Annotated in this window: 24 protein-coding genes and 1 tRNA gene; 5 read left to right on the top strand and 20 right to left on the bottom strand. The window is 62.0% G+C overall.

Features of this window, described 5'->3' with window-relative positions:
- Positions 1–15 precede the first annotated feature (15 nt).
- The 11 genes from ndk to trmJ all read right to left on the bottom strand — a co-directional run bounded on the left by ndk (position 16) and on the right by trmJ (position 7,789).
- A complete protein-coding gene (gene ndk / locus NY023_RS04700) occupies positions 16–447 on the bottom strand; it encodes a nucleoside-diphosphate kinase (protein WP_013971021.1) in 432 nt (143 codons plus the stop codon).
- Positions 448–536: 89 nt separating this feature from the next.
- Positions 537–737 (bottom strand): Fe-S cluster assembly protein IscX, encoded by a 201-nt coding sequence (gene iscX / locus NY023_RS04695; protein WP_003257859.1) that lies wholly within the window; start codon positions 735–737, stop codon positions 537–539.
- 10 nt (positions 738–747) lie between these two features.
- A complete protein-coding gene (gene fdx, locus NY023_RS04690; RefSeq protein WP_013971020.1) occupies positions 748–1,089 on the bottom strand; it encodes an ISC system 2Fe-2S type ferredoxin in 342 nt (113 codons plus the stop codon).
- Between the two features lie 3 nt (positions 1,090–1,092).
- Entirely contained in the window at positions 1,093–2,955 is a 1,863-nt protein-coding gene (gene hscA, locus NY023_RS04685) for a Fe-S protein assembly chaperone HscA (protein ID WP_013971019.1), read from the bottom strand.
- Between the two features lie 42 nt (positions 2,956–2,997).
- On the bottom strand, positions 2,998–3,519 hold the full coding sequence (gene hscB / locus NY023_RS04680) for a co-chaperone HscB (RefSeq protein WP_015269012.1): 522 nt from the start codon (positions 3,517–3,519) through the stop codon (positions 2,998–3,000).
- Positions 3,520–3,527: 8 nt separating this feature from the next.
- Entirely contained in the window at positions 3,528–3,851 is a 324-nt protein-coding gene (gene iscA, locus NY023_RS04675) for an iron-sulfur cluster assembly protein IscA (RefSeq protein ID WP_003257854.1), read from the bottom strand.
- Positions 3,852–3,879: 28 nt separating this feature from the next.
- Positions 3,880–4,266, bottom strand: a complete 387-nt coding sequence (gene iscU, locus NY023_RS04670) for a Fe-S cluster assembly scaffold IscU (protein WP_003248539.1) — start codon at positions 4,264–4,266, stop codon at positions 3,880–3,882.
- 46 nt (positions 4,267–4,312) lie between these two features.
- The gene (locus NY023_RS04665; RefSeq protein WP_013971017.1) at positions 4,313–5,527 is read right to left on the bottom strand and encodes an IscS subfamily cysteine desulfurase; all 1,215 of its coding nucleotides are present in this window, start codon (positions 5,525–5,527) and stop codon (positions 4,313–4,315) included.
- A gap of 46 nt (positions 5,528–5,573) precedes the next feature.
- The gene (iscR, locus tag NY023_RS04660; protein ID WP_008092572.1) at positions 5,574–6,065 is read right to left on the bottom strand and encodes a Fe-S cluster assembly transcriptional regulator IscR; all 492 of its coding nucleotides are present in this window, start codon (positions 6,063–6,065) and stop codon (positions 5,574–5,576) included.
- Between the two features lie 179 nt (positions 6,066–6,244).
- Positions 6,245–7,030: a serine O-acetyltransferase gene (gene cysE / locus NY023_RS04655; RefSeq protein ID WP_013971015.1), complete on the bottom strand. Its 786-nt coding sequence runs from the start codon at positions 7,028–7,030 to the stop codon at positions 6,245–6,247.
- 3 nt (positions 7,031–7,033) lie between these two features.
- A complete protein-coding gene (gene trmJ, locus NY023_RS04650) occupies positions 7,034–7,789 on the bottom strand; it encodes a tRNA (cytosine(32)/uridine(32)-2'-O)-methyltransferase TrmJ (RefSeq protein WP_044046898.1) in 756 nt (251 codons plus the stop codon).
- A 151-nt stretch (positions 7,790–7,940) separates the two neighbouring features.
- On the opposite strand from trmJ, the gene suhB reads away from it, so the two are divergent.
- The gene (gene suhB, locus NY023_RS04645; protein WP_003257850.1) at positions 7,941–8,759 is read left to right on the top strand and encodes an inositol-phosphate phosphatase; all 819 of its coding nucleotides are present in this window, start codon (positions 7,941–7,943) and stop codon (positions 8,757–8,759) included.
- 71 nt (positions 8,760–8,830) lie between these two features.
- Here suhB and NY023_RS04640 read toward each other — a convergent pair whose 3' ends face one another.
- The 6 genes from NY023_RS04640 to queA form a co-directional block, all read right to left on the bottom strand.
- A complete protein-coding gene (locus NY023_RS04640; protein ID WP_013971012.1) occupies positions 8,831–9,373 on the bottom strand; it encodes a glycine zipper 2TM domain-containing protein in 543 nt (180 codons plus the stop codon).
- Between the two features lie 119 nt (positions 9,374–9,492).
- The gene (gene secF / locus NY023_RS04635; RefSeq protein ID WP_013971011.1) at positions 9,493–10,401 is read right to left on the bottom strand and encodes a protein translocase subunit SecF; all 909 of its coding nucleotides are present in this window, start codon (positions 10,399–10,401) and stop codon (positions 9,493–9,495) included.
- Positions 10,402–10,411: 10 nt separating this feature from the next.
- Positions 10,412–12,274 (bottom strand): protein translocase subunit SecD, encoded by a 1,863-nt coding sequence (secD, locus tag NY023_RS04630; protein WP_013971010.1) that lies wholly within the window; start codon positions 12,272–12,274, stop codon positions 10,412–10,414.
- 64 nt (positions 12,275–12,338) lie between these two features.
- The gene (gene yajC, locus NY023_RS04625) at positions 12,339–12,674 is read right to left on the bottom strand and encodes a preprotein translocase subunit YajC (protein WP_003259111.1); all 336 of its coding nucleotides are present in this window, start codon (positions 12,672–12,674) and stop codon (positions 12,339–12,341) included.
- A 42-nt stretch (positions 12,675–12,716) separates the two neighbouring features.
- Positions 12,717–13,832, bottom strand: coding sequence for a tRNA guanosine(34) transglycosylase Tgt (tgt, locus tag NY023_RS04620; RefSeq protein ID WP_013971009.1), 1,116 nt, complete (start codon positions 13,830–13,832; stop codon positions 12,717–12,719).
- Between the two features lie 14 nt (positions 13,833–13,846).
- Positions 13,847–14,896: a tRNA preQ1(34) S-adenosylmethionine ribosyltransferase-isomerase QueA gene (gene queA / locus NY023_RS04615; RefSeq protein ID WP_013971008.1), complete on the bottom strand. Its 1,050-nt coding sequence runs from the start codon at positions 14,894–14,896 to the stop codon at positions 13,847–13,849.
- A gap of 107 nt (positions 14,897–15,003) precedes the next feature.
- Between queA and NY023_RS04610 the strand changes: the two genes are divergently transcribed.
- A tRNA-Leu gene (locus NY023_RS04610) sits at positions 15,004–15,088 on the top strand.
- A 50-nt stretch (positions 15,089–15,138) separates the two neighbouring features.
- Here the strand turns inward: NY023_RS04610 and NY023_RS04605 are convergent.
- Complete coding sequence (locus tag NY023_RS04605) at positions 15,139–16,044, bottom strand: LysR family transcriptional regulator (RefSeq protein WP_013971007.1); 906 nt, start codon at positions 16,042–16,044, stop codon at positions 15,139–15,141.
- Between the two features lie 107 nt (positions 16,045–16,151).
- Between NY023_RS04605 and NY023_RS04600 the strand changes: the two genes are divergently transcribed.
- Genes NY023_RS04600 through NY023_RS04590 form a run of 3 tightly spaced genes read left to right on the top strand, consistent with a single transcriptional unit; the run spans position 16,152 to position 18,700 of the window.
- Complete coding sequence (locus NY023_RS04600) at positions 16,152–17,393, top strand: D-amino acid dehydrogenase (RefSeq protein ID WP_013971006.1); 1,242 nt, start codon at positions 16,152–16,154, stop codon at positions 17,391–17,393.
- A 27-nt stretch (positions 17,394–17,420) separates the two neighbouring features.
- On the top strand, positions 17,421–17,771 hold the full coding sequence (locus tag NY023_RS04595; protein ID WP_013971005.1) for a RidA family protein: 351 nt from the start codon (positions 17,421–17,423) through the stop codon (positions 17,769–17,771).
- Positions 17,772–17,797: 26 nt separating this feature from the next.
- Positions 17,798–18,700, top strand: a complete 903-nt coding sequence (locus NY023_RS04590) for a transporter substrate-binding domain-containing protein (protein ID WP_013971004.1) — start codon at positions 17,798–17,800, stop codon at positions 18,698–18,700.
- 121 nt (positions 18,701–18,821) lie between these two features.
- On the opposite strand, the gene NY023_RS04585 is transcribed toward NY023_RS04590, so the two are convergent.
- Positions 18,822–18,968 carry a hypothetical protein gene (locus NY023_RS04585; RefSeq protein ID WP_178119459.1) on the bottom strand — a complete coding sequence of 49 codons (147 nt, stop codon included), beginning with the start codon at positions 18,966–18,968 and terminating at the stop codon, positions 18,822–18,824.
- Positions 18,969–19,160: 192 nt separating this feature from the next.
- Positions 19,161–20,588 (bottom strand): amidase, encoded by a 1,428-nt coding sequence (locus tag NY023_RS04580; protein WP_013971003.1) that lies wholly within the window; start codon positions 20,586–20,588, stop codon positions 19,161–19,163.
- Between the last annotated feature and the right edge of the window lie 4 nt (positions 20,589–20,592).

The following is a 20,592-nucleotide window of genomic DNA, read 5'->3' as shown; positions in this document are numbered from 1 at the left end:
CAAGACCTGCTTCGCTTAGCGAATGCGGTCGCACAGCTCGGTAGCGGAGAAGAAGTAAGCGATTTCGCGGGCAGCCGAAGCTTCCGAGTCGGAACCGTGAACAGCGTTTTCGTCGATGGAAACGGCGAAGTCAGCACGGATGGTGCCGGCAGCAGCTTCTTTCGGGTTGGTGGCGCCCATCAGCTCGCGGTTGGCCAGAACGGCGTTTTCGCCTTCCAGAACCTGAACGATGACCGGGCCGGAAGTCATGAAGGCAACCAGATCACCGAAGAAGCCGCGCTCTTTGTGTTCGGCGTAGAAGCCCTCGGCTTCGGCCTTGGACAGCTGCTTCATTTTCGAAGCGACGACGCGCAGGCCGGCTTTCTCGAAACGAGTGGTGATCTCGCCGATGACGTTCTTGGCAACGGCGTCAGGCTTGATGATGGAGAAAGTACGTTGAACAGCCATGGAAAACTCCAGAAAAATGAGTGTTGCGAAAAATTAAACCCGCGAATTATACGCGGGTTCCAGGGGATTGCCTAACCTGCAGGACGCGTTCAGTCGGCTTCTTCGATCCAGGCCGCCTGGATGGCCTCGAGCACTTTCTCACCGCCGCGTGACGGATCGTCGCTGAACTCTGGCAAGGCCAGCACCCAGCGGTGCAGATCGACGAAATTCACATAACGAGGATCGACTTCCGGCTTGCTTTCTGCAAGCTGGATGGCGATCTCAAGTACATCAATCCATTTCAGGCTCATGGGGTAAACCTCAGTGCGGCGCTTCGGCGGCGTGGTTGAGCGAATACTTGGGGATCTCGATGACCAGGTCCTGGTCAGCGACAACCACCTGGCAGCCGAGACGCGATTGAGCCTCCAGGCCCCAGGCCTTGTCCAGCATGTCCTCTTCCAGTTCGTCGGCTTCTTCGAGCGAGTCGAAGCCCTTGCGCACGATGCAGTGGCAAGTGGTGCAGGCCTTGACGCCGCCGCAGGCGCTTTCCATCTCGATGTGATGGTCGTGGGCCAGTTCCAGGATGTTGGTCCCGGTCTCGACTTCCACGGTCAGCCCTTCGGGGCAGAACTTCTCGTGCGGCAGGAATGTCACCAGCGGCATCGGTTACTCCTCGATCTCATTCAGGTTGCGCCCGGCCAGTGCGGCTTTGACCGTCGAATCAAGGCGACGGGCGGCAAATGCGTCGGTCACCTGCGACAGACGCTTGGTCTGTTGCTCGATGGCTGCGCCATCGGTGCCGGCCAGCAAATCACGTAGTTCTTGCATCTGGAATTCGATGGCGACGCGCTCGTCACTGCTGAGCAGGCGTTCGCCGTCGGCGTCCAGGGCGCCCTGTACCGCTTCGAGCAGGCGCTCGCCGTCAACCTGGTGCTCGCGCAGCTGGCGGGCCTGCTTGTCGGAACCTGCGTGTTCGAAGGAGTCCTTGAGCATGCGGGCGATTTCGCCGTCGGTCAGGCCATAGGACGGCTTGACCTGGATGCTGGCTTCCACGCCCGAGCCCAGCTCGCGTGCGGCGACGCTGAGCAGGCCATCGGCGTCGACCTGGAAGGTGACGCGGATTTTTGCCGCACCGGCGACCATGGCCGGAATGCCACGCAACTCGAAGCGCGCCAGCGAGCGGCAGTCGCTGATCAACTCGCGCTCGCCCTGCAGTACATGGATCATCATGGCCGACTGGCCATCTTTATAGGTGGTGAACTCCTGGGCACGCGCCACCGGGATGGTGGTGTTGCGCGGGATCACCTTCTCCATCAGCCCGCCCATGGTCTCAAGGCCAAGCGACAGCGGGATGACATCCAACAGCAGCAGTTCGCCACCTTCGCGGCGGTTGCCGGCCAAGGTATCGGCCTGGATGGCGGCACCGATGGCCACCACCTGGTCGGGGTCGATCGAGGTCAGCGGGGTGCGACCGAACAGTGCTCCGACGGCTTCACGCACACGCGGTACGCGGGTCGAACCACCGACCATGACCACGGCACTGACTTCTTCCAGCTCGATACCGCTGTCACGCACGGCGCGACGGCAGGCCTTGAGGCTGCGGGCGACCATGGGCTCGATCATGGCTTCGAAGCCAGCGCGGCTCAGCTCGCCCTGCCAGGTGCCATGGCTGACGCTGACCACGTCGGCGTCGGTCAGGGCTTCCTTCGCGGCGCAGGCGGTCTGCAACAGTGCGCGCTGGGTGGCCGGGTCCAGGTCGGATGACAGCCCGGCCTGCTCGATGATCCAGCCAGCGATGGCGTGGTCGAAGTCGTCACCGCCCAAGGCGGTATCGCCACCGGTGGCCAGCACTTCGAATACGCCGGCAGTCAGGCGCAAAATGGAAATGTCGAAGGTACCGCCGCCCAAGTCATAGATGGCCACCACGCCTTCGGCGTTCTGGTCCAGGCCATAGGCCACGGCAGCGGCGGTCGGCTCGTTGAGCAGGCGCAGCACGTTCAGGCCGGCCAGGCGCGCAGCGTCCTTGGTGGCCTGGCGCTGGGCATCGTCGAAATAGGCCGGCACGGTGATAACCGCGCCCACCAGCTCACCACCAAGGGTGGCTTCGGCACGCTCGCGCAGCACCTTGAGAATATCGGCGGACACTTCCACCGGGCTTTTCGGCCCCTGCACAGTGTCGATGAACGGCATGTGCGACTCACCGCCAACGAAGCGGTACGGCAGCTGCTCGCCCAGTTGCTTGACGTCGGCCAGGCCGCGCCCCATCAAGCGCTTGACCGACAGCACGGTGTTCAGCGGGTCGCTGGAAGCGGCATCGCGTGCAGCCTGCCCCACTTCGTTGCGCCCTTCGAGGTAGCGCACCGCGGACGGCAGAATGACATTGCCCTGCGCGTCGGGCAGGGGCTCGCTACGGCCGCTGCGCAGTGCGGCGACCAGGGAGTTGGTGGTACCCAGGTCGATCCCCACCGCCAGGCGGCGCTGATGCGGCTGAGGGCTTTGACCGGGTTCGGCAATCTGCAGTAGGGCCATGCTTATCTGAATACCTTAGGTGCTATCACGGGCAGCACCGGGTTAATCGTCGAGGCGCTCTTCCAGTTGGCGCACTTCTTGGGCGAGCTTGTCGAGGAACTGCATGCGGCGCATCAGGCGTTCGGCCTTGTCGCGCTCGCCTGGGGCGTCCCAGCAGGCGGCAAAGTCCTCGTTCAGCGTGTCCTGGGCGACCTTCAGGCGCTTCTTGAACACGGCCACGCCATCGAGGTCGGCTTCGTCCTGCAATTCTTCGAGCTCTTCACGCCACTGCATCTGCTGCAACAGGAAGTCAGGGTCGTGGACCGTGACCTCCTGAGGCACTTCGTGGCCGCCGATGGCCAGCAGGTAGCGGGCGCGACGCGGCGCACTGCGCAGTGTCTGGTAGGCGTCGTTGAGTGCCGCGGACTTTTCCAGCGCCACGCGCTGCTCGCGCTCGGAGGCGTCGGCAAAGCGGTCGGGATGGACTTCGCGGGCCAGCTCGCGATAGCGAGTGGCCAGCTTGTCGAGATCCAGGCGGAAGCTTGGCTGGAGGTCAAACAATGCGAAATGACAAGGAGTGCCCACAGCCAGCCTCAAACGTTGAAGCTTTCGCCGCAGCCACACTCACCGCGCACGTTGGGGTTGTTGAACTTGAAGCCTTCGTTCAACCCTTCCTTGACGAAGTCCAGTTCGGTGCCATCGAGGTAGACCAGGCTCTTGGGATCGATGATCACCTTGACGCCATGGTTCTCGAACACCTGGTCCTCGTCCGCCAGCTCGTCGACGAACTCCAGCACGTAGGCCAGGCCCGAGCAACCGGTGGTGCGCACGCCCAGGCGAATGCCTTCGCCCTTGCCGCGCCCTTCCAGGGAACGCCGCACGTGGTTGGCGGCGGCTTCTGTCATGCTGATAGCCATCAGGACTCCTTACCTCGCAACAGGCGACTTAGATCAAGCCTTTCTTCTGCTTGTAATCGCGAACGGCTGCCTTGATGGCATCTTCGGCGAGTACCGAGCAGTGGATCTTGACCGGCGGCAACGCCAGTTCTTCGGCCAGCTGGGTGTTCTTGATGGTTTCGGCTTCGTCCAGGGTCTTGCCCTTCATCCACTCGGTGGCGAGGGAGCTGGAAGCGATGGCCGAACCGCAGCCGTAGGTCTTGAACTTGGCGTCTTCGATCACGCCCTGCTCGTTGACCTTGATCTGCAGGCGCATCACGTCACCGCAGGCCGGGGCGCCGACCATGCCGGTACCGACGTCCGGGTCTTCGGCGTTCATCTTGCCGACGTTGCGCGGGTTTTCGTAGTGGTCGATGACCTTTTCACTGTATGCCATGGTGCAATTCCTTCCTCATCAGGGAGCCGCTCTTGCCGGCGACTGCTTAGTGGGCGGCCCACTCGATCTTGGAGATGTCAACGCCGTCTTTGTACATGTCCCACAGCGGCGACAGCTCACGCAGTTTGTTCACGGCCTCGCAGACTTTCTGCGCGGCGTAGTCGACTTCTTCTTCGGTGGTGAAGCGGCCGAAGGAGAAGCGGATCGAGCTGTGCGCCAGCTCGTCGTTGCGGCCCAGGGCGCGCAATACGTAGGACGGCTCGAGCGACGCGGAGGTGCAGGCCGAACCGGACGATACGGCGATATCCTTCAGCGACATCAGCAGCGATTCGCCTTCGACGTAGTTGAAGCTCAGGTTCAGGTTGTGCGGTACGCGGGCAGTCTTGCTGCCATTGACGTACAGCTCTTCGAGGTCCGAGACCTGCTTGAAGAAGCGGTCGCTCAGGGCCTTGATGCGTACGTTTTCCGCGGCCATTTCCTGTTTGGCGATGGCGAAGGCTTCGCCCATGCCGACGATCTGGTGGGTCGGCAGGGTGCCCGAACGCATGCCGCGCTCATGGCCGCCGCCGTGAATGATGGCTTCCAGGCGCACACGAGGCTTGCGGCTGACGTACAGCGCGCCGATGCCTTTCGGGCCGTATACCTTGTGCGCCGAGAACGACATCAGGTCGACCTTCAGCTTTTGCAGGTCAATTTCGACCTTGCCGGCCGATTGCGCGGCGTCAACGTGGAACAGCACGCCGCGCGAGCGGGTCAGTTCACCGATGGCGGCGATATCGTTGATCGAGCCAACTTCGTTGTTCACGTGCATCAGCGAAACCAGGATGGTGTCGTCGCGCAGCGCCGCCTCGACCATGGCCGGGGTGACGATGCCGTCTTCGCCTGGCTCGAGGTAGGTGACTTCGAAACCTTCACGCTCCAGCTGGCGAGCGGTATCCAGGACCGCCTTGTGCTCGATCTTGGAGGTGATGATGTGCTTGCCCTTGGTCTGATAGAAGTGCGCGACGCCCTTGAGTGCGAGGTTGTCGGACTCTGTGGCACCGCTGGTCCAGACGATTTCGCGCGGATCGGCGTTGATCAGTTCGGCAACCTGGCGGCGACCGTTCTCGACCGCTTCCTCGGCTTTCCAGCCAAAGACGTGGGAGCGCGAAGCCGGGTTACCGAAGTTCCCGTCGACCAGCAGGCAGTCGGCCATCTTCTGGGCCACGCGTGGGTCGACCGGGGTGGTCGCGGAGTAATCGAGGTAGATCGGCAACTTCATTTGTCTCTCCTATCAGGCGGTGGCGTCGCTCGTCGTCCCGGTGGGATCAATCGACGGCGGACGTCTCAATCTTGTCCAGCTGGGCGGTTCGGCCTGCGACACGACGCAGGTCCTGGCGCTGGGCGACTTCCTGCACCTCACGGCGCATGACGAGGTCGGCCAGGCTTATACCGCTGAGGAATTCATGGATCTGCTGGCTGAGGTCGCACCACAGGTGGTGGGTCAGGCAGGTATCACCGGCATGGCAGTCCCCGAGGCCCTGACAACGGGTGGCATCGACCGATTCGTTGACCGCATCGATGACCTGGGCCACCTGGATGGTTTCCATGCCCCGCGACAGCTGGTAGCCACCGCCTGGACCACGCACGCTGGAGACCAGGCTGCTGCGGCGCAGCTTGGCGAACAGCTGTTCCAGATAAGAGAGGGAAATGCCCTGGCGCTCGGAAATGTCGGCCAAAGACACCGGCCCATGCTGCGCGTGCAACGCCAGGTCGAGCATGGCGGTCACGGCGTATCGGCCTTTGGTAGTCAGTCGCATGGCTATTGGGTACCACGGGAGTTACAGGATGTGAGCGAGTATGCGATTCCCGAGCATTTAAGTCAACTATTAGACCTAGTGCTTTAGTCGGGTTTGCATCGGGGAGGCGGGCGCGATTGTAGCAGACAGGGGGCGTGAGCACACGCCCCGTATGTCACCATGATTTCAGCGCGGCGTAATCAATGTGACTGAGTGTCGCGCTGAGCCACCTGGGCAACTTCCTTGAAGTCATCTTCCGGCAGGGCTGGCAGTTCCTTGGCGCAGTAATCACTGCCCATCTTGGTCAGGGCGCCGCACATGCCCTCCAGCCGTTCGTCGACTGCCTGCAGGTGGTCGAGCATCTGGCCGATGGCACGGGCCACCGGGTCGGGCATGTCGCCACTGACGCCGTAGGCATCGAAGCCAATCTTTTCAGCCATGGCCTTACGCTTGGCCTCGACCTCGTTGTCTTCGCTCTTGACGATGATTCGCCCGGGGATACCAACCGCCGTAGCCCCGGCCGGCACGGCTTTGGTCACCACCGCATTGGAACCGATCTTGGCCCCGGCGCCGACGGTGAACGGGCCCAGCACCTTGGCCCCCGCCCCTACCACCACACCGTTTTCCAGGGTGGGGTGTCGCTTGCCTTTGTTCCAGCTGGTGCCGCCCAGGGTCACGCCCTGATAAAGGGTGACATCGTCGCCGATCTCGGCGGTTTCGCCGATGACGATGCCCATGCCGTGGTCAATGAAGAAGCGCCGTCCGATGGTGGCGCCGGGGTGGATCTCGATGCCGGTCAGCCAGCGGCCGAAGTTCGATACCAGGCGGGCCAGCCACTTGAAATCACGCTTCCACAGGGCATTGCCCAGGCGGTGCAGCCAGATGGCGTGCATGCCTGGATAGCAGGTCAGCACCTCAAAGGCGTTGCGCGCAGCCGGGTCGCGGTGGAATACGCTTTGAATATCTTCACGCAGGCGTTCGAACATCTGTCAGTCCTTCCGTTTATGCGGCTCGCCCCGGACCACTTTCTGGGTCTCGGTGAGGATGCCGCGCAAAATGCTCATTTCCGAACGTTCGACCGCCACCCGCCCATACAGCCGGCGCAGGCGCGGCATCAGGTGCTTGGGCCTTTCGGGGTCGAGAAAGCCGATACCGACCAGGGTCTTCTCCAGGTGGTCGTAGAACAGCTCCATTTCGTCCATCGTCGCCAGCTCGCTGGCGTCAACCTTCTCGACTTTGCCCGGCGCTGCACCGGCGGCAAGCCAGGCCATGCGCACCTCGTAGGAGAGCACCTGGACAGCGGCGGCCAGGTTCAGCGAGCTGAAGTCGGGGTTGGAGGGAATGTGCACGTGGAAGTGACATCGCTGCAGTTCTTCGTTGGTCAGGCCGGCGTGTTCACGCCCGAACACCAGGGCGATTTCCTCGCCACCGTTGGCATGCTCCACCGCCTTGGCCGCACACTCGCGCGGGCCGATCAGCGGCCAGGGGATGCTCCGCTCGCGGGCGCTGGTGCCCATTACCAGGTTGCAGCCGACCAACGCCTGCTCGAGGCTGTCGACCACTTGGGCATTGTCCAGCACATCGTCGGCACCCGAGGCTCGGGCACTGGCATCCACGGCGGGGAACTCTTTCGGCTGTACCAGCACCAGACGCGACAAGCCCATGTTTTTCATGGCACGCGCAGCGCCGCCGATGTTGCCGGGGTGGCTGGTATTGACCAGAACAACACGAATATTTTGCAGCAAGGTGTTGTGCTCACAGATGCAGGAATCAGGGCCTTCGATCTTACAGAACCGACAGACGTAACGCCATGAAAGCAAATGTGACACTTCTGCCGCCAAAGTTTTCTGCTAGAATGATCGGCTTTCTTCTTTAACATCTCCAGGTGACCCGCCCATGCAGCCTATGCTGAATATCGCCCTGCGCGCCGCTCGCAGCGCCAGTGAACTGATTTTCCGCTCCATCGAACGCCTGGATAGCATCAAGGTCGATGAGAAAGAGGCCAAGGACTACGTCTCCGAAGTCGATCGCGCCGCCGAGCAGAGCATCGTCAACGCCCTGCGCAAGGCCTACCCGAACCACTCCATCCAGGGCGAGGAAACCGGCCTGCACGCGGGTAGCGGCGAAGAAGGCAAGGATTACCTGTGGATCATCGACCCGCTGGACGGCACCACCAACTTCCTGCGAGGCATCCCGCACTTCGCCGTCAGCATCGCCTGCAAATACCGTGGCCGCCTTGAGCACGCCGTGATCGTCGACCCGGTTCGCCAGGAAGAATTCACTGCCAGCCGCGGCCGTGGCGCCCAGCTCAATGGTCGCCGCCTGCGTGTCAGCTCGCGCACCAGCCTGGAAGGCGCCCTGCTGGGCACCGGCTTCCCGTTCCGTGACAGCCAGATGGCCGACCTGGACAACTACCTGGGCATGTTCCGCGCCCTGACTGGCCAGACCGCCGGCATTCGCCGCGCCGGCTCCGCCAGCCTGGACTTGGCCTACGTGGCCGCCGGCCGTTTCGACGCTTTCTGGGAGTCGGGCCTATCCGAATGGGACATGGCGGCCGGCGTGCTGCTGATCCAGGAAGCGGGCGGCCTGGTGAGCGACTTCAACGGCGGCCATGACTTCCTCGAGAAGGGCCATATCGTTGCGGGCAACATCAAGTGCTTCAAGGCCGTGCTGACTGCCATCCAGCCGCACCTGCCAGAGAACATGAAGCGCTAAGCGCGGATTGCCGGCAAACAAAAAAGCACCCCTCGGGGTGCTTTTTTTATGCCTGTCGAAGCCATGCGGCCTTACTGGCCGGCTTCACTCAGGATCAGCTTGCCATTCTTGTCCAGTGGAATGGTCGAACCGGGCTCGTGATCCATCTTCACCTGCCCGACCTTGTCGCCGATGGTGTACTTCACGTTGTAGCCCACCACCTTCTCACTGATATCGTTGACCGTATTGCAGCGGGTTTGCGTGGTGGTGTAGGTGTCACGCTCCTGCATGCCCTCCTGCACCTTGTTACCGGCATAACCACCACCGACCGCACCGGCAACGGTGGCGATCTTCTTGCCGCTACCACCACCGATCTGGTTACCCAGCAGGCCACCGGCAATGGCGCCCACCACGGTACCGGCGATCTGGTGCTGGTCCTTGACCGGCGCCTGACGCGTCACGGCGACGTCCTTGCAGACCTCACGGGGGGTTTTTACCTGTTGTTTGATCGGTTGCACGTCGGTGACCTGTGCATATTCAGGCCCCTTGTTGACCAAGCTGTAGGTCGCGACAGCACCTCCGGCAGTCACACCGACAGCACCCAGTACCGCACCCACAAGCATTGATTTGTTCACATGAACCTCCTGATCATCACCCGCGGGTCCGACCCGCCTTCTCCCAGCCTTGGAGTAAAAAAAAAGGCGCGAGTTCAACACTCGCGCCTTTTTGGCCGCCAAACGGCGTGGAGCACGCCTTATGGACGGTCGTCCACACCATCGGTCTTGGCTGGCGGGATCAGGTCTTCACTGCTCAGGTTCAGCCAGATCAGTACCACGTTGGCGATATAGATCGACGAATAGGTACCGGCCATGACGCCGATGAACAGTGCCAGCGAGAAGCCGAACAGGTTGTCGCCACCGAAGAACAGCAGCGCGGCAATGGCCAGCAAGGTCGAAACCGAGGTGGCGATGGTCCGCAGCAGGGTCTGGGTGGTGGAAACGTTGATGTTCTCGATCAGCGAGGCCTTGCGCATGACGCGGAAGTTCTCGCGCACCCGGTCGAACACGACGATGGTGTCGTTCAGCGAGTAGCCGATGATCGCCAGCACCGCTGCCAGCACCGTCAGGTCGAAGGTGATCTGGAAGAACGACAGGATACCCAGGGTCACCACCACGTCGTGGATCAGCGAGACGATCGCGCCCACGGCGAACTTCCACTGGAAGCGGAAGGCCAGGTAGATGAGGATGCCGCCCAGGGCCAGAAGCATGCCCATGCCACCCTGGTCGCGCAGCTCTTCACCCACCTGCGGACCAACGAACTCGACACGCTTGACCTTGGCCGGATTGTCGCCGCCAGCCTTCTGCAGGGCTTCAGCTACCTTGTTGCCCAGCTGCGGGTCATCACCCGGCATGCGCACCAGCAGGTCAGTGGTGGCACCGAAGCTCTGCACTACTGCTTCGTGGAAGCCGGAATTGACCAGCTCGGCACGCACCGCCTTGAGGTCGGCCGGGCGCTCGTAGGTCAGCTCGATCAGCGTACCGCCGGTGAAGTCCAGGCCGAAGTTCAGGCCCTTCTGCCACCAGCTGAACAGAGCCAGCACGGTGAGGAGCACGGTAACGGCGAACGCGACATTGCGCACGCCCATGAAGTTGATGGTTTTCATCGCAGCTCCCTCAAACCCACAGCTTCTTGATGTCACGCCCGCCGCAGGTCAGGTTGACCATTGCACGGGTCACCATGACGGCGGTGAACATCGAGGTGAAAATCCCGAGGGACATGGTGACCGCAAAGCCCTTGACCGGGCCGGTACCCATGGCGAACAGGATGCCGCCGACCAGCAGGCTGGTCAGGTTGGCGTCGATGATCGCGGTGTAGGCGCGGTTGAAGCCTTCATGAATGGCGCGTTGCACCGACATGCCGGCGTTCAGCTCTTCGCGGATACGCGAGAAGATCAGCACGTTGGCGTCCACCGCCATACCCATGGTCAACACGATACCGGCAATACCCGGCAGGGTCAGGGTGGCGCCCAACAGCGACATCAGTGCCAGCAGCAGGACCATGTTGCCTGCCAGGGCGATGGTGGCGATCACACCGAAGGCGCGGTAGATGGCGATGATGAACAGCGAGACGAACAGCATGCCCCACAGCGACGCATCGATACCCTTGGTGATGTTGTCGGCACCCAGGCTTGGGCCGATGGTACGCTCTTCTGCAAAGTACATCGGCGCAGCCAGGCCACCGGCACGCAGCAGCAGGGCCAGTTCGGACGATTCGCCCTGGCCGTTCAGGCCGGTGATGCGGAACTGGCTGCCCAGCGGCGACTGGATGGTCGCCAGGCTGATGATCTTCTTCTCTTCCTGGAAGCTCTGTACGGCAACGTCCTTCTCGACGCCGTCGACGGTCTGCTTGACGTAGCGGGTGACCGGCTTCTGCTCGATGAAGATCACCGCCATGCTGCGGCCGACGTTGCTGCGGGTAGCGCGGGTCATCAGCTCGCCACCGTGGCCATCCAGGCGGATGTTCACCTGCGGGCGACCTTGTTCGTCGAAGCTGGCCTGGGCGTCGGTTACCTGGTCACCAGTGATGATCAGGCCGCGCTCGACCGCGGCGGAACGGCCGCCTTCACGGAACTCGAACACCTCGGTGGTGGCCTTGGATGCGCCTGGCTCGGCACCGAAGCGGAACTCCAGGTTGGCGGTTTTACCCAGGATACGCTTGGCTTCGGCAGTGTCCTGCACGCCTGGCAGCTCGACCACGATGCGGTTGGCGCCCTGGCGCTGTACCAGCGGCTCGGCCACACCCAGCTCGTTGACCCGGTTGCGGACGGTGGTGAGGTTCTGCTTGATCGAGTATTCGCGGATCTCGGCGACTTTCGCCTGGGTCAGCGCCAGACGCAGCACGGCGAGCTCGTTGCGCTCGGTGGTGGTCAGGTCGAAGTCATTGAAATTCTTGCGGATCAGGACACGAGCCTGTTCGCGGGTAGCATCGTCAGCGAAGCCCAGCATGATGCCGCCATCCTGCTGCGGCAGGCTGCGGTAGCGGACGCGCTCTTTGCGCAGCAAGGTCTTGACCTCGCCTTCGTAGACTTTCATGCGGGCGTTCATGGCCTTGTCCATGTCCACTTCCAGCAGGAAGTGCACACCACCTGACAGGTCCAGGCCCAGCTTCATCGGGCTTGCGCCCAGGTTGCGCAGCCATTGCGGGGTAGTCTGGGCCAGGTTCAGGGCCACGACGTAATCATCGCCCAGTGCCTTGCGCACTACATCCTTGGCTGGTAGCTGGTCTTCCTGATTGGTCAGGCGGATCAGCCCGCTGCCCTTCTCACCCAGGCTCACGCCCTTGACGGCGATCTTGGCATCGACCAGCGCCTTGCTGACGCGGTCGAGGTCGGCCTGGTTCACCTGCAGCGCCGAACTGGCACCACTGATCTGTACCGCCGGATCATCCGGGTAGAGGTTGGGAGCGGAATAAATAAAACCGATCGCCAGTACCAGCACGATCAGTGCGTATTTCCACAGAGGGTATTTGTTCAGCATCACGCCGCCCGTTCAAGACGCGGGGCGCTTTGCGCGCCCCGACTGGAAAAATGAAACCGGTAACTCAGATAGCCTTGAGCGTACCTTTTGGCAGGGTGGCCGCGATGGCACCCTTCTGGAACTTCAGCTCGACGTTGTCGGAAACTTCCAGGACCACGAAATCATCGGAAACCTTGACGATCTTGCCGGCGATGCCGCCGTTGGTGACAACTTCGTCACCCTTCTGCAAGTTGCTCAGCAGGTTCTTCTGCTCTTTTGCACGCTTGGCCTGCGGGCGCCAGATCATCAGGTAGAAGATGACCAGGAAACCGACCAGGAAAATCCACTCGAAGCCGGTACCGGCTGGGCCGGCGGCAGGTGCAGCGGCGTCCGCGTAAGCGGCGGGGATCAAGAAGCTCATTGGGCACTCCTAATGTAATTTTCTAATAATGGATGCAGACAGTCAGTCCAAAGGCGGCACAGGAAGCCCGCGCTTGGCGTAGAAGGCGTCGACAAAGGCGGCCAATTTACCTTGTTGAATAGCCTCGCGTAAACCGGCCATCAAGCGCTGGTAATGGCGCAAGTTGTGGATGGTATTCAGCATGCTGCTCAGCATTTCGCCGCACTTGTCCAGGTGATGGAGATAGGCGCGGGAGAAGTTGGTGCAGGTGTAGCAGTCACAGGTCGGATCCAGCGGCGAATCATCGTGGCGATGGAACGCATTGCGAATCTTGATCACCCCTGTATCGACGAACAGATGACCGTTGCGCGCGTTACGCGTCGGCATCACGCAGTCGAACATGTCGACGCCGCGGCGCACACCCTCAACGAGATCTTCCGGTTTGCCTACCCCCATAAGGTAACGAGGTTTGTCAGCAGGCATCTGGCCCGGCAGGTAATCCAGCACCTTGATCATTTCGTGCTTGGGCTCGCCCACCGACAGGCCACCGATGGCCAGGCCGTCGAAGCCGATGTTTTCCAGGCCTTCCAGCGAGCGCATGCGCAGGTCCTGGTACATGCCGCCCTGGACGATACCGAACAGCGCCGCAGTGTTGTCGGCGTGGGCGTTCTTCGAGCGCTGGGCCCAGCGCAGCGACAGCTCCATGGACGCGCGCGCCACATCGTGCTCGGCCGGGTACGGGGTGCACTCGTCGAAAATCATCACCACGTCCGAGCCCAGGTCACGCTGCACCTGCATCGACTCTTCCGGGCCCATGAACACCTTGGCGCCATCGACCGGCGAGGCGAAGGTCACGCCCTCTTCCTTGATCTTGCGCATGGCGCCCAGGCTGAACACCTGGAAGCCACCAGAGTCGGTGAGGATCGGGCCTTTCCACTGCATGAAGTCGTGCAGGCCGTTGTGCTTCTTGATCACCTCGGTGCCCGGGCGCAGCCACAGGTGGAAGGTGTTGCCCAGGATCATCTCGGCGCCGATGGCTTCGATGTCGCGTGGCAGCATGCCCTTGACCGTGCCATAGGTGCCCACCGGCATGAACGCCGGAGTCTCCACGGTGCCACGTGGGAAAGTGATGCGGCCACGACGGGCCTTGCCGTCGGTGGCCAGCAGTTCGAAGGACATTCGACAGGTGCGACTCATGCTTGATCCTCGGGCCCGCGTGGCGCCGGATTGCGGGTGATGAACATGGCATCACCGTAACTGAAGAAGCGGTACCCCTGCTCGACCGCTGCCGCGTAGGCGGCCATGGTCTCGGGGTAGCCGGCGAAGGCCGAGACCAGCATCAGCAGCGTGGACTCCGGCAGGTGGAAGTTGGTGACCAGGGCGTCGACCACATGGAACGGCCGGCCCGGGTAGATGAAGATGTCGGTATCGCCACTGAAGGCCTTGAGCACGCCATCGCGCGCTGCGCTCTCCAGCGAACGCACGCTGGTGGTGCCGACTGCGATTACCCGGCCACCACGGGCGCGGCAAGCCTCGATGGCATCGACCACCTCCTGGCTCACTTCAAGCCACTCTTTATGCATGTGGTGGTCTTCGATCTTGTCGACCCGCACCGGCTGGAAGGTGCCCGCGCCCACGTGCAAGGTGACGAAGGCACGCTCTACACCCTTGGCGGCAATCTTCTCCAGCAACGCCTCATCGAAGTGCAAGCCTGCGGTCGGTGCGGCGACTGCACCGGCTCGTTCGGCGTACACAGTCTGGTAGCGCTCACGGTCGGCGCCCTCGTCGGGGCGGTCGATGTACGGCGGCAGCGGCATGTGGCCGACACGGTCGAGCAGCGGCAGCACCTCTTCGGTGAAGCGCAGCTCGAACAGCGTGTCATGGCGTGCGACCATTTCGGCCTCGCCGCCGCCATCGATGAGGATGACCGCGCCTACCTTGGGCGCCTTGCTGGCGCGCACATGGGCCAGCACCCGATGGCTGTCGAGCACGCGCTCGACCAGCACTTCCAGCTTGCCGCCGGAAGCTTTCTGGCCGAACAACCGCGCCGGGATCACCCGGGTGTTGTTGAACACCATCAGGTCGCCGGGGCGCAGGTACTCGAGCAGATCGGGGAATTGCCGGTGCGCCAGCGCGCCGGTTGGCCCATCGAGCACCAGCAGACGGCTGCCATGGCGCTCGGCCAACGGGTGGCGGGCGATCAGGGAATCGGGGAGTTCGAAGGAAAAATCGGCGACGCGCATGATGATGTTCGGTTCGGCAGGGCCGGGAAGTTTAGCCCAATGTGTGAAAATTGACCATGAAAGCCGATTGACCGACCAGCGGTGGCTCTCTATACTGCGCGCCACAAGCCCTGATGGCGGAATTGGTAGACGCGGCGGATTCAAAATCCGTTTTCGAAAGGAGTGGGAGTTCGAGTCTCCCTCGGGGCACCAAGATCCGGAAAAAACCGACCTTATGGTCGGTTTTTTTTTTGCCCGTCCGGTCAACGCCAGCGATCCAGCTGCCCCTGGGCACGGCTGCTGAAAATCGTCAGCAGCTCGCTCAATGTATGCGGTGACGGTTCGGCAGTGCGGGTCACCGCATACAAGGTAATCGGCAGCGCCGGGGCCAGCGGCCTGATCGCGGTCGCCCCAGGCGCCGCGCCAAGTGCGGTGAAGGGATCGATCACCGCCAGCCCAGCACCGGATTCGACCATCGCCCTGGCCAGTGAATAGGTTTGCACCGCAATGCTCACCCGTGGCGGCGGCTCCACCGCCTTGAGGTAGCTTTCGAGGCGCACCGACAGCGGGTCGGCGCTGGACAGTCCGATCATGGGCGCACCGGCCAGTGCCGCCAACGGCAGCGGCTTGCCTTCATCTTCCAGCGGCCAATAACCTGCCGGTGCCAATGCCACCAAAACCCCGCTGGCCAGCGCCTGAGCCTTGAGCGCAGGGTGATCTGGCTGTTGCAAGGTCAGGGCGACATCGATCTCCCGCATCAACAGGTTCTGCACCAGTTCGCGACTGTGGGCGCTGGACAACTCGCAGGCGATATCCGGATAACGCTGGGTCCATTCATGAATGGCCGGCGGCAGCAGCGACAGGGCCAGTGCCGGGGTCGCACCGATCCGCAGGCTGTGGCCTGGCGCGCGACGCAGGCTTTGCGCCAGGCGTCGCACCCCTTGCAGACTCTCCGTTACCTTGTCGACCTCACGCTCCAGCTCCAGCGCTTCGGGCGTGGGCTGCAGCTTGCCGCGCACCCGCAGGAACAACGGGAAGCCCAGTTGCTGCTCGGCGTGCTGCAGAACCTTGGTCACGGCAGGTTGGGAAACGTGCAGCAACTGTGCGGCACCGCTGACCGAGCCGGTCTGGCGGATGGCCTGGAAAATCTCGATATGGCGAAGGCGCATGGCAAGTCCATAACCTTTGTTTATGGCTCAGCGATCTTTATTCATTTTTCGCCACCTGTCACCTGGCCCTAACCTCAGCCTCGTTCCAACCACGACCAAGGACTGACATGGCTCAGCATGTATGCATCATCGGCGGTGGCGTCATTGGCCTGTCAACCGCTTACGCACTGGTACGCGACGGCTTTGACGTGACGCTGATCGAGGCTCGCGATTCGTTGGGCAGTGAAACCAGCTTCGCCAACGGCGGCCAGCTGTCCTATCGGTACGTGGCGCCCCTGGCCGACGCAGGTGTGCCATTGCAGGCCCTTGGCTGGATGCTGCGCGGTGAATCGCCGCTGCGATTGCGCCCGCGCTTCGATCGTGCCCAATGGCGCTGGATGGCAGCATTCCTTGGTGCTTGCCGCTCCTCGGTCAACCGCGCCAACGCAGGCCACCTGTTGCGCCTCGCGCTGTTGAGCCAATCGACCTTGCAAACCTGGCGAGAAGAGGATGGCCTGGACGGTTTCAACTGGCGGCGCAACGGCAAGCTGGTCACCTTCCGCCAGGCCAGCAGCTTCGAACATGCGCGCAAGAACCTTGCCGCGCCCCAGCAACAACAGGTGCTGTCGCACGCCGACTGCACCCGTCTGGACCCGGCACTGGCAGAGGCGCCCTTTGTCGGCGCCATCTATACCCCGGATGAAGAAGTCGGCGATTGCCACAGCTTTTGCCAGCAACTGGCGGCGCGCCTGCAGGCGTCGGGACGCTGCAAGTTCCGCCTGGGCCAGGCGGTGTCCGCAATTCGCCATGCGCATGGCGTGGTGAATGCGATTGAACTGGACGACGAAGTGCTGCCGGTGGAGCACCTGGTGGTTGCGGCCGGCCATCGCAGTGCGTTGCTGGCACTGCCGGGCATCGACCTGCCGCTGTATCCACTCAAGGGCTATAGCCTGACATTACCGATCGGCGCACAGCACAAGGCGCCGGACCTGAGCATCACCGACTACGATCGCAAGATCGTCTACGCCCGGATTGGCGAACAGCTGCGGGTGGCGGCGATGGTCGACATTGTCGGTTTCGATCCGTCGCTGGACCCCAAGCGCCTGGCCCTGCTAAAACGCCAGGCCCGTGAAACCTTCGCCAATGCTGGTGACTACGACTACGCCATCGAATGGGCCGGCATGCGGCCGGCGACCCCCAGCGGCGTACCGCTGCTGGGCGCAACGGCGTATAGCAATCTGTGGCTGAACCTCGGCCATGGTGCGCTGGGCTTCACCCTGGCCTGCGCCAGTGCACGATTGCTCAGTGAACTGATCGGCCAGCGCCGCCCCTCCATCGACCTGCAGGGTTTTACGCCCCGCGCAGCTTGAACGCTAACTCCTTAGAAGGACCACCCGATGACCATTAACCGTATCCAGCCCAATCCACGCTTGTCCGGCGCCGTGACCTTCGGCGACCTGGTGTTTCTCTCTGGCCAGGTGCCGGACGACGCCACCGATGCCGGCGGCCAGACTCGCCAAGTGCTGGAAAAGATCGACGCATTATTGGCCGAGGCGGGCAGCGACAAGGATCACTTGCTCAGCGCGACCATCTACCTGAAGGACATCGGTAAAGATTTCGCTGCGATGAATGAAGTGTGGTCCGCCTGGTTGTCGCCCGGCCAGGCACCAAGTCGCACCACCTTGCAGGCCGAACTGGCGCGTCCGCAGGTGTTGGTGGAAATAACCGTTATTGCAGCACGTCGCTAACCCCTCACCTACAACGGAGAATAACAATGCGAAAAATCACGTTGATCGGCTGCACCCTTGGCCTGTTGCTAGGCACCCAGGCCCATGCTGACGAAGCAGCGCTGGGGCCTACCCTGAGCAAGATTGCCAGAGCCAACAGCATTACCCTGGGCTATCGCGATGCTTCGGTGCCGTTCTCCTACGTGGGAGACCATTCGGGACAACCCATGGGCTACTCAGTAGACCTGGCGAAAAAGATCGTCGAGCGGGTACAGCAAAAGCTGGCATTGCCCCAGCTCAAGGTGAAGTACAACCTGGTGACATCGCAAACCCGCATTCCGCTGGTACAGAACGGTACCGTTGACCTGGAGTGCGGCTCGACCGGCGTCACCGCAGAGCGCCAGAAGCAGGTGGCGTTTTCCTACGGGTTCATCTATGTCAAAGGTCAATTACTGACAGCCAAAGACAGCGGAATCAAGAGTTTCACCGACCTGCGCGGCAAGAATGTGGTAACCACTGCAGGCACCACGAACGAACGCTATCTGAAAAGCTACAACGTCGATAACAAGATGGACATGTACGTGATCAGCGCCAAGGACCATGGTGAAGCTTTCCAGATGTTGCAGTCCGGCCGGGCGGCGGCGTTCTACATGGACGATGCGCTGCTCTACGGCGAACGCGCCAAGGCTCGCGATCCGCACAACTGGGTGGTGGTCGGGGAAGAGCAGTCGCGGGAAATCTACAGCTGCATGGTGCGCAAGGATGACCCGCAGTTCCTCGCGCTGGTGAACGCGTCGCTGGGCGAACTGTACAGCTCAGGGGAGATCAACGGGATCTACCAGCGCTGGTTCGAACAGCCGATTCCGCCTAAAGGCTTGAACCTGGAGTTCCCGATGACCAGCGAACTCAAGGCCATCTTTGCCAAGCCGGTGAGTGATCCGGTGCAGTAGCTTCTGCTCCCCGCTCATACCCATGAAGATTACGGGCCGGCAGGGACCTGCGAGCGCGGTACTGCCAAAAGTCGCTACTGCGTGAGCGTTACCACCACAGTAGCGACCACCCCCCCACTGGTTAGTCGGAAGCTTTATCCGTCACCAAGGTTTGAGGATTGCTACTCCCCCATACGGTAGTAGCAAGGTCCACCAGCAAAGTTCCGCTGAGTTCTTCAAGTTCACTCTGGGTAATTTCGCTGTCTCCTTGTTTACCGTTACGGCTCATGCCACCTGCGCTCAAGGCCAGGTGGACCTTCTCAGTCGCTGCCCATGTTTTTCTGCAATAGCGGCCATTTGTCGAGCATAATCGAGGCTACTGACCAGCTCCTCCATCTTGTACGGCAATGCCCCTTCCACCTCGGCCAGCTTGCAATGCTGCCAAGGTGATACTCAGGGATATGTCAAACCGTCACATGGATCACGCAACCGCTTTGTCTGCCAGCGCCCAGCCCTCAGGCCGTAGCGTGTGCCAGTCACTGACCTGTTGATAAGCATGGCCAATGCGCAGAATCAGCGGTTCGGCGAATGCCCGCCCCACAATCTGCATCGAGACCGGCATGCCTTTCTCATCGAACCCGATGGGCACCGCCACCGAACACAGGTTCAGCAAGTTGGCGAACCGTCCCAACAAGGCCAGCGGTGTGCCATATTCATCGACCTCATCCAGCGGCACACTGCCAATAGCGTTGGTCGGGAAAACGCAGGCGTCTATGTTGGTCATGGCCTCCTGCATGGCATGCCGAGCGGCACGGCGCTGATTATGCAACTGGATGTACGACGCTGCGTCGATGTCGCGACCACTGAGTATGCGACGTTGAACATGGGGATCGAAACGCAGATCGTCGCGCTCGAACAAGCTACCCAGGCTGGCATAACCTTCGGCGCTCATCAGTCCACCAGCGATGCGCATGCACTGTTCCAACGTGGTGGGTAGCGATTGCTCTATCAGTTGCACGCCCAACGCGGCCAGCTGCTCGAGCCCCAAATCGTAAGCCTTCAGCACCCCGGGCGCGACATGCGCTCGTTCGGCCTGTGGCAACACCCAGATGCGCAAACCGGCTACCGGCTTATTGAGACCGTTTGCGGCGCTGAATACAGGCGCCTGGGCCGAAACCGGATCCAGCGGGTCTGGCCCCAGCAATGCATCCAGCATCCACGCCGCATCCTCAACGGTATGAGTGATAGGCCCTACCGAATCCAGCGAAGGACACAGTTCGATCAAGCCATGGCGACTGATAAGCCCACGCGTGGTTTTCAGCCCGACCAGGCCGCACATGCCCGCCGGAATTCGTACCGAACCACCGGTATCGGTGCCCAACGCAGCGCTCGCCAATCCACTGGCCACGGCCACTGCCGAACCGCTGCTTGAGCCCCCCGGAGCGTGATGCACGTTACGGTCCCATGGGTTCCATGGCGTGCCCATCACCGCATTGGTGCCCCAGCCGCCGAAGGCGAATTCGACGGTATGGGTCTTGCCAAGAATTATTGCACCAGCACGTTCCAGGCGTTGCACTGCAGTGGCGGTCACCCTCGAAACACGCGGTTGCTGTGCCACTGACCCGCCCGTGATGGCCTGGCCATCGATCTCGAACAAGTCCTTGATAGCCAGAGGAATGCCATGCAGCGGTCCCAGGTGTATACCGGACGCACGCTGGCGATCAGCGGCGATGGCTGCGCTCAAAGCGCGCGAGGGATAGGTCTCGACATAGGCATTGAGCTGCTCGTCAAAGTGCTCGATGCGCGCCAGTTGCGCACGAACCAGCGCTTCGCTAGTCAGCGATCCCGCCTGCAGTGCCTGCTGCAACTGGGCAATGCTGTGGGAAGTAACTCGATCCATGATGCTCATATGT

The organism is Pseudomonas sp. NBB, from assembly GCF_032701105.1.
In the GTDB taxonomy this organism is placed as follows: Bacteria; Pseudomonadota; Gammaproteobacteria; order Pseudomonadales; family Pseudomonadaceae; genus Aquipseudomonas; species Aquipseudomonas asiatica.
Note: the sequence above shows the minus strand (reverse complement) of the source record. Positions and strands in the feature narration are given on the sequence as shown.

What these genes read in the sequence shown, in the direction of transcription:
- ndk (WP_013971021.1), bottom strand. Translation starts at nt 447, where the DNA reads ATGGCTGTTCAACGTACTTTCTCCATCATCAAGCCTGACGCCGTTGCC.
- iscX (WP_003257859.1), bottom strand. Translation starts at nt 737, where the DNA reads ATGAGCCTGAAATGGATTGATGTACTTGAGATCGCCATCCAGCTTGCA.
- fdx (WP_013971020.1), bottom strand. Translation starts at nt 1,089, where the DNA reads ATGCCGCTGGTGACATTCCTGCCGCACGAGAAGTTCTGCCCCGAAGGG.
- hscA (WP_013971019.1), bottom strand. Translation starts at nt 2,955, where the DNA reads ATGGCCCTACTGCAGATTGCCGAACCCGGTCAAAGCCCTCAGCCGCAT.
- iscA (WP_003257854.1), bottom strand. Translation starts at nt 3,851, where the DNA reads ATGGCTATCAGCATGACAGAAGCCGCCGCCAACCACGTGCGGCGTTCC.
- iscU (WP_003248539.1), bottom strand. Translation starts at nt 4,266, where the DNA reads ATGGCATACAGTGAAAAGGTCATCGACCACTACGAAAACCCGCGCAAC.
- NY023_RS04665 (WP_013971017.1), bottom strand. Translation starts at nt 5,527, where the DNA reads ATGAAGTTGCCGATCTACCTCGATTACTCCGCGACCACCCCGGTCGAC.
- iscR (WP_008092572.1), bottom strand. Translation starts at nt 6,065, where the DNA reads ATGCGACTGACTACCAAAGGCCGATACGCCGTGACCGCCATGCTCGAC.
- cysE (WP_013971015.1), bottom strand. Translation starts at nt 7,030, where the DNA reads ATGTTCGAACGCCTGCGTGAAGATATTCAAAGCGTATTCCACCGCGAC.
- suhB (WP_003257850.1), top strand. Translation starts at nt 7,941, where the DNA reads ATGCAGCCTATGCTGAATATCGCCCTGCGCGCCGCTCGCAGCGCCAGT.
- secF (WP_013971011.1), bottom strand. Translation starts at nt 10,401, where the DNA reads ATGAAAACCATCAACTTCATGGGCGTGCGCAATGTCGCGTTCGCCGTT.
- secD (WP_013971010.1), bottom strand. Translation starts at nt 12,274, where the DNA reads ATGCTGAACAAATACCCTCTGTGGAAATACGCACTGATCGTGCTGGTA.
- yajC (WP_003259111.1), bottom strand. Translation starts at nt 12,674, where the DNA reads ATGAGCTTCTTGATCCCCGCCGCTTACGCGGACGCCGCTGCACCTGCC.
- tgt (WP_013971009.1), bottom strand. Translation starts at nt 13,832, where the DNA reads ATGTCCTTCGAACTGCTGGCCACCGACGGCAAGGCCCGTCGTGGCCGC.
- queA (WP_013971008.1), bottom strand. Translation starts at nt 14,896, where the DNA reads ATGCGCGTCGCCGATTTTTCCTTCGAACTCCCCGATTCCCTGATCGCC.
- NY023_RS04605 (WP_013971007.1), bottom strand. Translation starts at nt 16,044, where the DNA reads ATGCGCCTTCGCCATATCGAGATTTTCCAGGCCATCCGCCAGACCGGC.
- NY023_RS04600 (WP_013971006.1), top strand. Translation starts at nt 16,152, where the DNA reads ATGGCTCAGCATGTATGCATCATCGGCGGTGGCGTCATTGGCCTGTCA.
- NY023_RS04595 (WP_013971005.1), top strand. Translation starts at nt 17,421, where the DNA reads ATGACCATTAACCGTATCCAGCCCAATCCACGCTTGTCCGGCGCCGTG.
- NY023_RS04590 (WP_013971004.1), top strand. Translation starts at nt 17,798, where the DNA reads ATGCGAAAAATCACGTTGATCGGCTGCACCCTTGGCCTGTTGCTAGGC.
- NY023_RS04585 (WP_178119459.1), bottom strand. Translation starts at nt 18,968, where the DNA reads ATGAGCCGTAACGGTAAACAAGGAGACAGCGAAATTACCCAGAGTGAA.
- NY023_RS04580 (WP_013971003.1), bottom strand. Translation starts at nt 20,588, where the DNA reads ATGAGCATCATGGATCGAGTTACTTCCCACAGCATTGCCCAGTTGCAG.